This window comes from Paraclostridium dentum (assembly GCF_012922555.1).
In the GTDB taxonomy this organism is placed as follows: Bacteria; Bacillota; Clostridia; order Peptostreptococcales; family Peptostreptococcaceae; genus Paraclostridium; species Paraclostridium dentum.
Genome location: NZ_WIPK01000001.1, coordinates 116,179 through 129,444 on the forward strand (window position 1 = coordinate 116,179; position 13,266 = coordinate 129,444).

General features: G+C 29.0%; 14 protein-coding genes and 2 riboswitches. Of the genes, 12 read left to right on the plus strand and 2 right to left on the minus strand.

Annotation, left to right across the window (positions count from 1 at the left end; genetic code table 11):
- Nucleotides 1-91: 91 nt before the first annotated feature.
- Complete coding sequence (locus tag GFJ41_RS00525; RefSeq protein WP_170074351.1) at nt 92-1,756, minus strand: ABC transporter substrate-binding protein; 1,665 nt, start codon at nt 1,754-1,756, stop codon at nt 92-94.
- 440 nt (nt 1,757-2,196) lie between these two features.
- Here GFJ41_RS00525 and GFJ41_RS00530 point away from each other — a divergent pair, with 440 nt between their 5' ends.
- Both GFJ41_RS00530 and GFJ41_RS00535 read left to right on the plus strand, forming a co-directional pair.
- Entirely contained in the window at nt 2,197-2,385 is a 189-nt protein-coding gene (locus GFJ41_RS00530) for a hypothetical protein (protein WP_021430867.1), read from the plus strand.
- 457 nt (nt 2,386-2,842) lie between these two features.
- The gene (locus GFJ41_RS00535; RefSeq protein WP_021430868.1) at nt 2,843-4,291 is read left to right on the plus strand and encodes an amino acid permease; all 1,449 of its coding nucleotides are present in this window, start codon (nt 2,843-2,845) and stop codon (nt 4,289-4,291) included.
- Nucleotides 4,292-4,351: 60 nt separating this feature from the next.
- On the opposite strand, the gene GFJ41_RS00540 is transcribed toward GFJ41_RS00535, so the two are convergent.
- Nucleotides 4,352-4,546: a hypothetical protein gene (locus tag GFJ41_RS00540; protein ID WP_021430869.1), complete on the minus strand. Its 195-nt coding sequence runs from the start codon at nt 4,544-4,546 to the stop codon at nt 4,352-4,354.
- Nucleotides 4,547-4,808: 262 nt separating this feature from the next.
- Between GFJ41_RS00540 and GFJ41_RS00545 the strand changes: the two genes are divergently transcribed.
- From GFJ41_RS00545 to GFJ41_RS00590, 10 genes are all read left to right on the plus strand, one after another.
- Nucleotides 4,809-5,690, plus strand: a complete 882-nt coding sequence (locus tag GFJ41_RS00545) for an SH3 domain-containing protein (protein WP_052169038.1) — start codon at nt 4,809-4,811, stop codon at nt 5,688-5,690.
- Between the two features lie 320 nt (nt 5,691-6,010).
- Nucleotides 6,011-7,267 (plus strand): dicarboxylate/amino acid:cation symporter, encoded by a 1,257-nt coding sequence (locus tag GFJ41_RS00550; protein ID WP_025162792.1) that lies wholly within the window; start codon nt 6,011-6,013, stop codon nt 7,265-7,267.
- A 54-nt stretch (nt 7,268-7,321) separates the two neighbouring features.
- Nucleotides 7,322-7,424: riboswitch (TPP riboswitch) on the plus strand.
- 115 nt (nt 7,425-7,539) lie between these two features.
- On the plus strand, nt 7,540-8,343 hold the full coding sequence (gene thiD, locus GFJ41_RS00555; RefSeq protein WP_170074352.1) for a bifunctional hydroxymethylpyrimidine kinase/phosphomethylpyrimidine kinase: 804 nt from the start codon (nt 7,540-7,542) through the stop codon (nt 8,341-8,343).
- A 31-nt stretch (nt 8,344-8,374) separates the two neighbouring features.
- On the plus strand, nt 8,375-9,160 hold the full coding sequence (gene thiM, locus GFJ41_RS00560) for a hydroxyethylthiazole kinase (RefSeq protein WP_170074353.1): 786 nt from the start codon (nt 8,375-8,377) through the stop codon (nt 9,158-9,160).
- On the plus strand, nt 9,160-9,837 hold the full coding sequence (tenA, locus tag GFJ41_RS00565) for a thiaminase II (RefSeq protein ID WP_035113976.1): 678 nt from the start codon (nt 9,160-9,162) through the stop codon (nt 9,835-9,837). Before thiM ends, tenA begins: the two co-directional genes overlap by 1 nt.
- Complete coding sequence (thiT, locus tag GFJ41_RS00570) at nt 9,825-10,427, plus strand: energy-coupled thiamine transporter ThiT (RefSeq protein ID WP_035113972.1); 603 nt, start codon at nt 9,825-9,827, stop codon at nt 10,425-10,427. Before tenA ends, thiT (GFJ41_RS00570) begins: the two co-directional genes overlap by 13 nt.
- Nucleotides 10,428-10,439: 12 nt before the next feature.
- Nucleotides 10,440-11,060, plus strand: coding sequence for a thiamine phosphate synthase (thiE, locus tag GFJ41_RS00575; protein WP_035113969.1), 621 nt, complete (start codon nt 10,440-10,442; stop codon nt 11,058-11,060).
- A 16-nt stretch (nt 11,061-11,076) separates the two neighbouring features.
- The gene (thiT, locus tag GFJ41_RS00580) at nt 11,077-11,679 is read left to right on the plus strand and encodes an energy-coupled thiamine transporter ThiT (protein WP_025162787.1); all 603 of its coding nucleotides are present in this window, start codon (nt 11,077-11,079) and stop codon (nt 11,677-11,679) included.
- Nucleotides 11,680-11,909: 230 nt separating this feature from the next.
- Nucleotides 11,910-12,419, plus strand: a complete 510-nt coding sequence (locus GFJ41_RS00585; protein WP_035113966.1) for a DUF6241 domain-containing protein — start codon at nt 11,910-11,912, stop codon at nt 12,417-12,419.
- 79 nt (nt 12,420-12,498) lie between these two features.
- On the plus strand, nt 12,499-12,756 hold the full coding sequence (locus GFJ41_RS00590) for a hypothetical protein (protein ID WP_025162785.1): 258 nt from the start codon (nt 12,499-12,501) through the stop codon (nt 12,754-12,756).
- Nucleotides 12,757-12,863: 107 nt separating this feature from the next.
- Nucleotides 12,864-13,020: riboswitch (M-box (ykoK) riboswitch) on the plus strand.
- Nucleotides 13,021-13,266 lie beyond the last annotated feature (246 nt).

The following is a 13,266-nucleotide window of genomic DNA, read 5'->3' on the forward strand; positions in this document are numbered from 1 at the left end:
GGCAAGATTCACCTCTATTTCAAGGCAGCTATCTTTATATATATACACTATAATTAGGTTTCTAAACATTTTTTTGGAATTTATAGAAAAATTATTTAGCACCTTTATTGTTAATTAATAAGAAGAATGTTTCAGCTTTTTTAGTCGTCATAAATTCTTTGGAGTCTTTATACTTATCAACATTTTCAGAATTTAAGCCAACTACATCTATTTGATCAGTTTCATATAAATTTATAGCTGCATTAGTATCTTTAACAACTTTTAAATTGACTGTATCTAATTTTACAGCATTTTTATCCCAATAATTTTGATTTTTACTTAAAACACATAAATCATCCATTTTCCAAGTTGACATAGTAAAAGGTCCGTTATATACAGAGTTTTCAGCTGTAGTACCATTTTTACCATCTTGAGCTTCTACAAACTTTTGGTTTTGAGGGAAGAATACACAGAAAGACATAAGTTGGTCAAAATAGTTAACACGTCTATTTAACTTAACCTCTAAAGTATAATCATCTACTGCTTTTACTCCAACATTATCTGCATTTTCAGATTTACCGTTATTGTAATCACTAGCACCTTCTATATCATACATAACGTATCCATATTGTGATGCAGTTTCAGGTTGTAAAGTTCTTTTCCAAGAGTATTCAAAGTCACGAGCTGTAACGGGGTCACCATTTGACCATTTAGCATCTTTTCTAATTTTAAACGTCCATGTCTTACCGTCTTCAGACTGTTCCCAACTCTCTGCCATAGCAGGAGTTGCAACTCCACTTGCATCTACTCTTGTTAAACCTTCCATAGTATTTGTTATCATATAAAATGAGTCCATATCTGATGCTTTACTAACATCAAGTGTAGGAATATCTCCAGCCAAAGTTAAATTCAATTGTTTAGACTCTTTATCTACATCAGCCCACTTATATGAAGCTTGAGAACCATAAGTATATCTAACTATATCTTTAACATAACTTTTTTGTAAGAAGGATGTCCCTTGTTGATAAAGCGGGGCAGCATTAGCAGAATCTAAGAAAATTTTTTCAGCTTCTCCAAATTTTTTAAAACTTTCTTCAGGAGTTTCAGCTACCTTTGCTTCTTCAATTAATTTATCGTAATCAGGATTAGAATAAGATAATCTTTGTCCATACATACCTTGCGTTGTAAAAATTTCTAAAAATGTTAGAGGATCTGGATAATCAGCAGACCAACCATTTAAATCTATATGATAATCTCCTTTAGATGCTAAATCTAGTTTTTGCTTTAAAGGTTGCTGCTTAATTTCTAAATTTAGACCTTCTAAATTAGAATTAAGTTCTGATTGTATAAATTCAGCTGTTTTTCTTCCAGACTCACCTTCATAAGATAGTAATTCAAGTGTAACAGTATCAAACCCTAACTCGTCTTTAGCTTTAGCCCAAGCTTTTTTAGCTTCTTCATCATTTGATTGATATCCCATATCTCCTACAATATCTCTATAATCTTGTCCATCTTTCGTAAATGCTAACTCCTTAGGTGTAATAAATGAAACTGGTTCAGAACCATTGTTTAATAGTACATCGGTAATTTCAGATCTGTCTATTGACATAACTATGGCCTTTCGAGCATTTTCATTTGCAAGCACTGCATAAGGGTCTATAGATTTTGAAGAACCTGAATTGCCTTGATTTGAACCTGTACTAGAGCAACCGACTAAAGACAATGCCCCAACTGACGAGAGTGCAAATATTAAAGCTAATTTTTTTCTTAGTACCATAAAAATACCCCCTAAAAACATATTAATTATAATAAAAAATTTAAGATAAACAAAAGAAGTTATTTATGAGTCGTGAATTTGAAAAGTAGATCAAGATTAGATTAATTTAAAAGTAGTTAAAATTTTTAAGTAATATTAATATTCGATTGCAAAATAATCAAATATTAATTTGAAAAATTTATGTGAAAAGTAAAATATATTATGAGTATAGCAGTATTTAATAATATTATAAAGTAATTAAATAGAATTTTTGAAAAATATTGAAAAATATAAAAATTCACTTAAATCATTTCATGTTAATGAAAATTATACAAGATCAATTTAACATTATACAATTTAAAATTTAAAAATGATTCAGGGTATCATTTGAAATTTTAACCATGAATAATAAAGTATAAATATACGAATAATATTAACAAATACATAGTGAGGTGATAATTATGGAAATGAATACACAAGATTGTTTAAAAAAAGCATTATTAGACACTCAAGAAAAAGTAAGAGATTTTATGCAATATGCTGATAATGTTGATGACAAAGAATTAAGCAAATGTTTTAAAGACTTTGCTGAAGCTGAAGGTTTACAAGCTCAAAAGTTACAAGAACACATTGAAAAAAGATTTAAATAATGTTAAAAGAAAGGCTATTGAAGCCTTTCTTTTTTATTTAATAATAAAGATAGGTATAATAACTTAAAAAAATAAAAGGTTTAATTGAAAATATATATTAAAATTACATATATTGAATAAATAGATTAATAAAAAAATTTTGAAGAAAATAAAAAGTTAAAAATTAAAATTAAATTATATAAAATGAAAGAAGTAATAAAAAATATATCAAAAAAAATTAATATAATATATAACTAAATGCATGAATAATACTAATTTAAAAAAATAATGAAAATTAATAAAATATATATGTTTAGATTTTGAAAAGATTGTAAATAGAAAAAATTAATTGTCAAAAGATTGAGAAAAAAGAAGGAAAATACAGGAAGAAAACGATTTACAATAGTGTATTGACAATAACTTATAACAATATATAATAGAAACCGTAATCATACAAATTTTGGGAGGTAAAAGATCAATGTCTGATCAAAATAGAAATTTAACTTGGCAAAATATTGCCTTAATGGGATTTGTTATGGTATGGGGATTTGGAAATGTTGTTAATAACTTTGCAAATCAAGGACTTACTGTAGTATTCTCATGGATATTTATGATAGCTTTATACTTTGTACCATACACATTAATGGTTGGGGAACTAGGGTCTGCATTTAAAGATTCTCAAGGTGGAGTTTCAGCTTGGATAAGTTCTACTACAACACCAATGCTTGCATTTATGGCAGGGTGGACTTACTGGGTTGTTCATGTACCTTATTTAGCACAAAAACCACAAGCATTATTAATAGCACTTTCTTGGGCAGTTAGTCCATCAGGCGAACTTGCTACAACATTAAAGGAATTAAACCCTTTAATATTACAAGGAATGGTACTTGTTGTATTTTTAATATTTTTATATATTTCAACAAAGGGAGTAAAAGTATTAAAGGTTATAGGTAACGTAGCAGGTATGTCAATGTTTGTTATGTCTTTATTATACATAGTATTAGGATTAGCAGCTCCAGCTATAACTGGACATGTTGCAACACCTGATATAACACCTAAGTCATTTATTCCTAAATTTGACTTTGCATATTTAACAACTTTATCAATGTTAGTATTTGCTGTTGGGGGATGTGAAAAAATAGCTCCATACGTAAATAATACTAAAAACCCATCTAAAAACTTCCCTAAAGGAATGTTAGTTTTAGCTGGAATGGTTGCTGTATGTGCACTTTTAGGATCAATAGCTATGGGTATGATGTTCAATGCTAACGCTATACCAGAAGATTTAATGATGAATGGTCAATACTATGCATTCCAATTATTAGGAGAGCATTATGGATTAGGTAGCTTATTTGTTATAGTTTATGCATTAGCAAATACTGCAGCACAATTATCAGCTTTAGTATTCTCAATAGATGCTCCGCTTAGAGTATTATTAGGAGAAGCTGATTCTAGATTTATACCTAAGAAATTATCTAAAACAAATAAGAATGGTGTTTTAGTTAATGGATATATAATGACAGCTATATTAGTTTCTATATTAATAGTAATACCAGCATTAGGAATAGGTAACACTAATGAGTTATTTAACTGGTTATTAAAATTAAACTCAGTTGTAATGCCAATGAGATACTTATGGGTATTCTTAGCTTACATGGGTCTTAAGAAGATGAGTAGTAAATTTAAAACTGAATACAAGTTTATAAAGAGTGATAAATTAGGATTCTTAGTTGGAGCTTGGTGTTTTGGATTTACAGCATTTGCTTGTATAATGGGTATGTTCCCAACAGATGTTCCTGCATTTAGTAAAGAATGGATATTTAGAGTTTCTTTAAATGTTATAACACCTATAGTATTAATGGGAATAGGATTAATATTACCTGTTATAGCTAAGAAAACTAATGGAAGTGAAAATGCATCTAACTAATAAACTTAGTTAATAAATAGATATAAAAAATGAGTGAAGGAAACTTCACTCATTTTTTTGTTATTTATTTAATATTTCTAGAGTCTGAGCTATAAGGTCTTCTTTATCTTTTGCTGTTATTAATTCAGTATCTACATAAGCTGTAAATTCTGATCCACATTCACATATACAATCTTCTTTTATATCAACTTCTAATAAAGCTCTTTTTAACTCATCCTCGCTAACACCAGAACACATTGAGCAAAAACTTATCATATTTAATACCTCCATATTAATATATGGATATTTATACACTCATCCTTAGAGGTATGAAACATTAAATTGCTACTAAATTTGTAACTAATTTGTAACCCTTTTTCTGGTAATTATAGAAAATGTGTTTACAAAGGCCCAAAAATATATTATCATTAATTAAAAGTTACAGAAAAGTAACAAATTCATAAAATACGAATTTTACAAGACATAATGGTCAATAATATATAATTTTTTATTTATTTAAATTAACTGGAGGGATACTATGAGTATGAATAAAAGAGCGAGGAAATCATCATTAATATTAGCATTAGGATTAGTTGTAGGAGGACTTTATACATCTACAAGTAATATATATGCAGCAGAAAGAGAAGTAGTTAAAGCAGAGAAGTTAAATGTAAGAAAAGGTCCATCAATAGAAGAACAAAGAGTAGGATCATTAGACAGAGGTATGGTAGTTGAAATATTAGAAACAAATAATGGATGGAATAAGATTAAGCTTACTGATGGGAACGAAGGATGGGTAAGTGGAGATTATACTGATAAAGAAAATGGAACTGTAACTGCTAGCAAATTAAATGTAAGAAAAGGGCCAGCTACAGAACATGATAAATTAGATACATTAGATAAAAATACAGAAATTAAACTTTTAGAAGAACAAAATAATTGGTATAGAATTAAATTAGATGATAAAAAAGAAGGATGGGTTTGTGGTGATTATGTTTTAACAGAATCTCAAGCTAAAGAACAAGAACAAAAACAAGCTAAACAACAAGCTAATGATACAGTTAAAGAAGTTAAGAGTGCGTCTACAGTATCTGATGCAACAACAAATGAATCTTCTAACTCACAAGCAGAAGCTTCATCTAATAACAACAATGGAACATCAATGTCTATAGAAGCAACAGCATATGCTGGAGATACTATAACTTCAACAGGAACTACTCCTAAATGGGGAACTATAGCAGTTGACCCAACGGTAATACCATATGGAACAAAAGTATATATACCTAAGTTTGACATGGTATTTACAGCAGAAGATTGTGGAAGTGCTATAAAAGGTAAAAGAATAGATATATTTATGAACAGTGAAGCAGAATGTGTTAAGTTCGGAAGACAAAACATGGAAATAAAAATATTAAAATAGTTAACATAAAAAAGACGGTACGCTAAGTAAAGTTACTTACGTACCGTCTTTTTTTATTGAAAACACAAAGAATAATCGTACATATATGAATAAAAATAAGTTAAAAAATGTAATAGTTTGAAAATTAAGTTTTTTAAGCTGATTTTGGAATATATATAAAGCTATATCCAAGATAAACAAAATATAATAAAGTTAAAATTGCACTAACTTAATTATATTAAGTTAAAAAGTATTTTAATATGCTTAAACTTTAAAAAATTACAAAAAAGTCGATTTTTGGTGTATAATATTAATATGATAAAGAGATGGAGGAAACACATATGAGGAAACTTGGATTAACGAGTAAAATATTAATTGGATTATTTTTAGGAATGTTATTTGGTGTAATACTTAGCAAAATGCCAGGTAGTTATATTAAAGATACAGTTTTATTAGGTGGAATTATAAATGTAATAGGGAATGGATTCACAAAAGCTATAAAAATGATGGTAGTGCCACTAGTATTTGTTTCATTAGTATGCGGTGTATCTGCTATGGAAGATATAAAGAAATTAGGTAGAATTGGATTTAAAACTATGGGATTCTATTTAATGACAACAGCTGTAGCTATTTGTATATCATTAGCTCTAGGAGTTTTACTAAAGCCAGGTGCAGGACTTGATTTAGGAACCGTAGCTAGTCAATCTACTACAATAGCAAAAAATCAGTCACTATCAGAAATAATATTAAATATGATACCATCAAACCCTATAGAGGCTTTTGCAAAAGGTGAAATGTTACAAATAATATTCTTTGCAATGCTTACAGGAGTATCAATAAGTTTAGTAGGTGAAAAGGCAAAACCTTTAAAGAAATTATTTGAGTGTGCAAATGAAGTTTGTATGAAAATGGTTAGTGTAATAATGATGTTTGCACCTTTTGGAGTATTTGCACTTATTACAAATACTTTCTCTACAGTAGGAGCAGATGCAATAGGATCATTAGTTAAATATATATTAGTTGTATTACTAGGACTATTACTACATGTAGTTGTGGTTTATGGAGGATCGTTAAAAGTATTTACAAAAGTTAGTTTCATTGGATTTGTACGTAAATTTTCAAAAGTAGCTGCAGTTACTTTTTCAACTGCATCAAGTAATGCTTCTGTTCCGGTAAGTTTAGAGCTTATGGAAGAAATGGGAGTTAGTAAAAGTATACGTTCATTTACAATACCTATGGGAGCTACTATAAACATGGATGGAACAGCTATAATGCAAGGCGTAGCAGCTTTATTTATAGCACAAGTTTATGGAATTCATTTAGGTATAAATGATATGTTAACAATAGTTTTAACAGCGACTTTAGCATCAGTTGGAACAGCAGGAGTTCCAGGTGTTGGTATGATAATGTTATCAATGGTGCTTCAATCGGTAGGACTTCCACTTGAAGGTATCGGACTTATAATGGGAGTAGAAAGAATTATAGATATGTTTAGAACTACAGTAAATGTTATGGGAGACAATACTTGTACACTTGTAGTTGCAAGTAGTGAAAAAGAGTTAGAAGTAACTAATATAGATGCTGCAGAAGTAGCGTAATAAATTTTTATTGACATATAAATTTAGTGAGCTATAATTAAACTGTAATCTAAAATGAATAGCTAGGGGTGCCCCAACGGCTGAGAGATGAATTTATTCATTAACCCTTAAACCTGATCTGGATAATGCCAGCGTAGGAAAGCTTTATTAAATATACAAATGAAATTTATTTGCATAGTAAATTAAAAGCTATATTCCTACAGGAATATAGCTTTTTTATATTTCAAAACTATACTAAATAAAACATATATAAATCAAGGGGGAAACATCTAATGGAAAAGTATAAAGTGCCAACACTTACAATAGCAGGTTCAGATTCATCAGGAGGTGCAGGTATACAAGCAGACCTAAAGACATTTAGTGCTATAGGAACTTATGGAATGAGTGTAATAACAGCTATAACTGCTCAAAACACTCATGGAGTATTTTTAGTAGAGGATTTAAGTAAAGAAATAATACAAAAACAAATAGAGGTAGTATTTGATGATATACCACCTAAAGCAGTAAAAATAGGAATGGTATCTAGCCCAGAAATAATAAAGGCGATTGTTGAATCTTTAGATAAGTACAATCCAAAGTACTTAGTAGTAGATCCAGTAATGATATCTAAAAGTGGATATTCACTTTTAAAACCTGAGGCTAAAGATAATTTAATAAAATATCTTATACCTAAAGCATACATAATAACACCAAATACATTAGAGGCTGAGGAAATAACAGGGATTAAAATTGATAATGTAGATGACATGAAATTAGTTGGGAAAAAAATATTAGAACTAGGACCTAAGTATGTGTTAATGAAAGGTGGACACTTAGACGGGGATGCAGTAGACGTTTTAATAGGAAAGGATACATTTGAAATTTATAAAAGCGAAAGATTGGATAGAAAAAACACTCATGGAACAGGATGTACTTTATCATCTGCAATAACTGCAAATTTAGCACTAGGATTTGATATAGTACAAGCTGTTTCAAATGCAAAAGACTATATAACTAACGCCATAAGACATAGCTTTGATATAGGTGGAGGAGTAGGACCAGTACACCATTTTTATAAATTTGACTCAATTAAATAGATATAAGCATTTAAAAGGGAGAGATGAAATTATGTTTGAATTATTAAATAAAGTTAAAGAAATTAACCCATTAGTACTTCATTACACTAACGAAGTTACAATTAATGATTGTGCAAATATAACTTTAGCTATAGGTGCAAGTCCACTGATGAGTTATTCTTATGAAGAAGCAGAAGAAATAATACCTATTGCAAGTTCTGTAGTAATAAATATTGGAACAATGAATTCCTCTCATAGAGAATTATTTGTAAATGCTGGTAAAATAGCAAATAAGCATAAAAAGCCAGTTATATTAGATCCAGTAGGGGTTTTCGCAACACCTTCAAGATCTTTGTTAGTAAAAACTTTATTAAACGAAGTAAAGTTTGACGTAATTAAAGGTAATGCAGCTGAAATTAAGTATATAGGTGGATTTAATGTAAAAGGAAAAGGTGTAGATTCATTTGACGATGATGAAAACATAGATGATATTATTAAGAAAGTTGCTAAAAAACTAGAATGTGTGGTAGTAGCTACTGGAAAAGTAGATGTAGTAACTGATGGCGATAAAATTATAAAAATACATAATGGAACTCCTAAACTAAAAGGAATAACAGGCACTGGATGTATGAGTGCTAGTTTAATAGGTAGTTATTTAGGAGCTAGTAATGAAATTTTAAATTCTGCAGCAATGGGTGTTCTTACAATGAGTTTATGTGGAGAATTAGCAGATATAGATAAGATAGGAATTGGAAGCTTTAAAGTAAATTTAATGGACAATATATATAAATTAAATGAAGATAAGTTAAAAGAGTCTTCAAGGGTGGAGGTATTTTAATGAAATTTACAGATTGCTTGTTTGAAGAAGTTAAAGATATATGGGGAAGTTATTTAAATCATCCATTTGTAAGAGAAATAGGAGAAGGAACTTTACCAAAAGATAAATTTAAAAGATATCTTATACAAGATTACTTATATTTAAAAGAATTTGCTAAAGTTTTTGCAATGGGAGTAATAAAAGCAGATACAGTTAAAGAAATGAAGTTTTTCAATAAAGCAGCTAAGGGATCTATGGAAGACGAAACTGCTATACATGTTGAATATATGAAAAAATTAGGAGTACCTCCGATTGAGGCTGAAAAATGTAAATATGAACTAGTTTCAAGTAGCTATACAAGTTATATGCAAGCTGTTTCATTAACAGGAGGAGTTAAAGAAATTGTAATGGCTACATTACCTTGTAACTGGAGTTACAATTATATAGGTCATTATTTATATGAAACTTATAAAGATAATTTAGATAATAATTATTATAAAGAATGGATAGAGATGTATGCAGATCAAGAATTTGATGATGTATTAATAGATTGGTTAGAATACACAAACGAGTTATGTAAAGATTTAACTGAAGATGAGACAAAGAAGCTTAAAGAAATATTTGTTAAATCAAGTTTATATGAATTAGATTTTTGGAATATGGCATATGAAGAGGCGAAGAAAAAATGTCAAGCGTAGTAATTATAATAATAAGTTTAGTAATGTTATTTATGTATGCAAAAGATATAAATAAAAAGAAGTTTTCTACTAAAGATATAGTAATGATCGCTATGTTTAGTGCTATATCATTTATACTCTATATGATACAATTCATAAGATATCCGCAAGGTGGAGGTATAACGTTATTTTCGATGCTACCTACGATGTTACTAGCTATATTATATGGTCGTGAGGCAGGGCTAACAGGTGGATTGATATTTGGATTACTAAAACTATTAAATGGAGCTTATGTAGTGCATCCAGCACAATTTTTACTAGATTATATATTATCAAATATGGCGCTTGGATTAGCTGGAGAATTTGGAAGAGAGAAAAAAAGCGATATGTTCAAAGGATGCTTATTTGCAAGTAGTTTAAGTGTATTGATAAGTATAATATCAGGAGTAGTATATTTTGGACAGTATGCGCCAGAGGGAATGAATATAGTACTTTATTCTTGTATATATAATATATCAAGCGCAGGAGTTGAAGGATTACTTTCTAGTATAATACTAGTTTTATTACCTATAAAAAGATTTCAAAAAGTGTTGAAATTATCAACTAATTAAAGGGAGAACAAAATGGAAGAAAAATTAAAATTATATTTAGTGACTGACTCAGAAATACTAAATGGAAGAGATTTTTATAAATGTATAGAAGATGCATTAAAAGGTGGGATAACAACTTTACAATTAAGAGAAAAAAATGCAAATGGAAAAGAGTTTTTAGAAAAAGCATATAAATTAAGAACTCTTACTAAAAAATATGATGCTTTATTTATAATAAATGACAGAGTAGACATTGCTATGCTTTGTGATGCAGATGGTGTTCATGTTGGACAAAGTGATATACCTTTAGAAGAAGTGAGAAGATTAATAGGAAAAGATAAAATTATAGGAATATCAGCTCATAATATAGAGGAAGCCACTACTGCAAAAAATGGTGGAGCAGATTATATAGGGGTAGGAGCTATGTTTAATACAACTACTAAAAATGATGCTACAATAGTTACAGTAGATCAACTAAAAGAAATTGATGAAAAGCTTGATATACCTAAAGTTTTAATCGGTGGTATAAATTTAGGTAACATAGATACATTTAAGGGTATAAACATAGATGGATATGCAATAGTATCGGCTATATTAAAGTGCGATGATATATATAATGAATGTTTAAAATGGACAAAGTCTTTGCAAAAATAGATACAGGAGGTGAATTATGATAAATGCAATCATAATATTAGGTAGTATAGGATTTTTTATATACTATCTAAAAGGTTTAAAAAATACTAAATTCACTACCAAAACAGTTGTTATGATAGGTATGTTTAGTGCGATATCATATATACTTAGTATGATAGAATTTATAAAATATCCACAAGGTGGAGGAATATCTTTATTTTCAATGTTGCCAACGATGTTACTTTCAGTTTTATTTGGGAATACGGTAGGTATAACTGGTGGACTTATTTATGGAGTATTAAAATTATTAAAGGGCGTGTATATAATACATCCAGCACAATTTTTACTAGACTATATATTACCAACAATGTTACTTGGATTAGCAGGATCATTTGGAAAAGATAAGAAATCAAAGGTTATACTAGGTTGTTTATTTGCTGTAGTTCTTAGTGTATCTATGAATATAATATCAGGATGTGTATTCTTTGGAGATTATGCTCCAGAAGGAATGAATGTATTTGTATACTCATTCTTGTATAATGTATCAAGTCAAGGCGTAGAGGGGTTATTGTCTGCACTTATAATTTGGATACTTCCACTTGAACGATTAAATAGAGCAATAAATGTAAGTGGTAACTAAATAAAGATAAATAAATTTTAAAAATAAGAGGTTATTATATAAGTTTTGCTCCTAAAGCTGGAAAGATGCTTTAAAAGGAGCTAAAACTTATAGAATAACCTCATTTTAGTTAACTTATATTTATCTTTTTTCTTAAGCGGTAGGATGTGGATGTGGGGAGCAAGGGTGTACATAATCCTACAAAAATATTAAAATAGAGGAGTATGTAAATATAAGTTTGGAGGGGTTTAATGGGGAAGAAAATAATTATAGGGGTAATGAGTTTAATTTTAGTTGGAGCTTTGTTTGTTGGGGTTAATGTTTTAAAAGATGATAAGAAAGTGAAATTAGATGAAAATGTTAGTAGTAGTCTTGAATATTCAGGGTCAATTCAAGAAATTTTAAATAAGACGTATGATAGAGCAAAATCTTCAGAAAAATTTGAGTATAAGGACGAAGAACTATACAGCTTGGTGCATTGGATATCTAATCCAGTTATAAAGTCTAAAAAGAACAAAAGGGTAGGGTTTTTAGAACCGAATCCAGAGAATGTAGATAAGATGATATATATATTAGATAAATCTCAATTAGGACCTCATAAATTTTTTATAAAATCTTTAAACGAGTGGAAAAAAGGAAACTTTGTTGAAGTTGAAGAAGTTCATAACACGGCTTGGAAGATGCTAGATGGAAATGTAGGAAGAGCTATCGATAGAGATGAATATGAGATAAATAGATTAAAAGAAAAGTATTATAAATAAAATATGTATATATAGTTGACAATATATAAAAACTGATTGTAGACTGTATTTTATAGATATATAGAAAGAAGGTAAATAAATGGAAGAAATATATAAATTAATAGAAGATAAAATAAAAGCTGCAGGTTATAATGGCTATGTAAGCGGAGAAGAAATATACGAAGAAATATGTGATGAAATAGAAGAAAAAGAGAATGGAAGCTACATATTTATGTCTAAGAAAGAAGACGATATATTCTTTGAATATAAGATAGATGTTATGGATGAAAACTTTAACTTATCTTACATAGATATAAACACTCCGATAGGAAAAGTTCATGTAGACTTTGATGCATAGTAATTAATAAAAAAGTTCTAAGACTAAAAAGTCTTAGAACTTTTTTGTTTTTAGAGTTGACAATTTTAAAAGTTGTGAATATAATGAAAGGGAAGTAAGATATAACTAAATAGTTTCGGTAGGTGAGGTTACCTTAGGGATACGGGTTGCTGCCGCGAAATAGTGGAGACACTATTAGATGGTTAGCAGTATACGTCGGAGAAGGCGTATTCTAATGCAATTACATTGCCCTAAGAAGCTAAAGCTTGGACGAAGATTATTAAGTATATGTAAAAGATACTTTTTAATTACGCTTTCATTATCCTCGTTTACCAAAAGAAACGAGGATTTTTTAATGCTAAAATTAAAAGCATTAATTAAAAATGAATTAAATTAAAATACGGAGGTGAAAATAAGGTGGACTTAGAAAGTAGGTTGTGTATGAGAACAGATGGCATAGAATTTGAAGAAGACTCAGATTGGCTCTATTTTTATTATAAAATTGAAAACAAAACAGTTAGTAAAAGTAAT

Bases quoted from the DNA above. Each gene is read 5' to 3' on its own strand.
- GFJ41_RS00535 (WP_021430868.1), top strand. From the start codon at position 2,843: ATGTCTGATCAAAATAGAAATTTAACTTGGCAAAATATTGCCTTAATG.
- GFJ41_RS00590 (WP_025162785.1), top strand. From the start codon at position 12,499: ATGGAAGAAATATATAAATTAATAGAAGATAAAATAAAAGCTGCAGGT.
- thiD (WP_170074352.1), top strand. From the start codon at position 7,540: ATGGAAAAGTATAAAGTGCCAACACTTACAATAGCAGGTTCAGATTCA.
- tenA (WP_035113976.1), top strand. From the start codon at position 9,160: ATGAAATTTACAGATTGCTTGTTTGAAGAAGTTAAAGATATATGGGGA.
- GFJ41_RS00585 (WP_035113966.1), top strand. From the start codon at position 11,910: ATGGGGAAGAAAATAATTATAGGGGTAATGAGTTTAATTTTAGTTGGA.
- thiE (WP_035113969.1), top strand. From the start codon at position 10,440: ATGGAAGAAAAATTAAAATTATATTTAGTGACTGACTCAGAAATACTA.
- GFJ41_RS00545 (WP_052169038.1), top strand. From the start codon at position 4,809: ATGAGTATGAATAAAAGAGCGAGGAAATCATCATTAATATTAGCATTA.
- thiM (WP_170074353.1), top strand. From the start codon at position 8,375: ATGTTTGAATTATTAAATAAAGTTAAAGAAATTAACCCATTAGTACTT.
- GFJ41_RS00540 (WP_021430869.1), bottom strand. From the start codon at position 4,546: ATGATAAGTTTTTGCTCAATGTGTTCTGGTGTTAGCGAGGATGAGTTA.
- GFJ41_RS00530 (WP_021430867.1), top strand. From the start codon at position 2,197: ATGGAAATGAATACACAAGATTGTTTAAAAAAAGCATTATTAGACACT.
- GFJ41_RS00550 (WP_025162792.1), top strand. From the start codon at position 6,011: ATGAGGAAACTTGGATTAACGAGTAAAATATTAATTGGATTATTTTTA.
- thiT (WP_035113972.1), top strand. From the start codon at position 9,825: ATGTCAAGCGTAGTAATTATAATAATAAGTTTAGTAATGTTATTTATG.
- GFJ41_RS00525 (WP_170074351.1), bottom strand. From the start codon at position 1,756: ATGGTACTAAGAAAAAAATTAGCTTTAATATTTGCACTCTCGTCAGTT.
- thiT (WP_025162787.1), top strand. From the start codon at position 11,077: ATGATAAATGCAATCATAATATTAGGTAGTATAGGATTTTTTATATAC.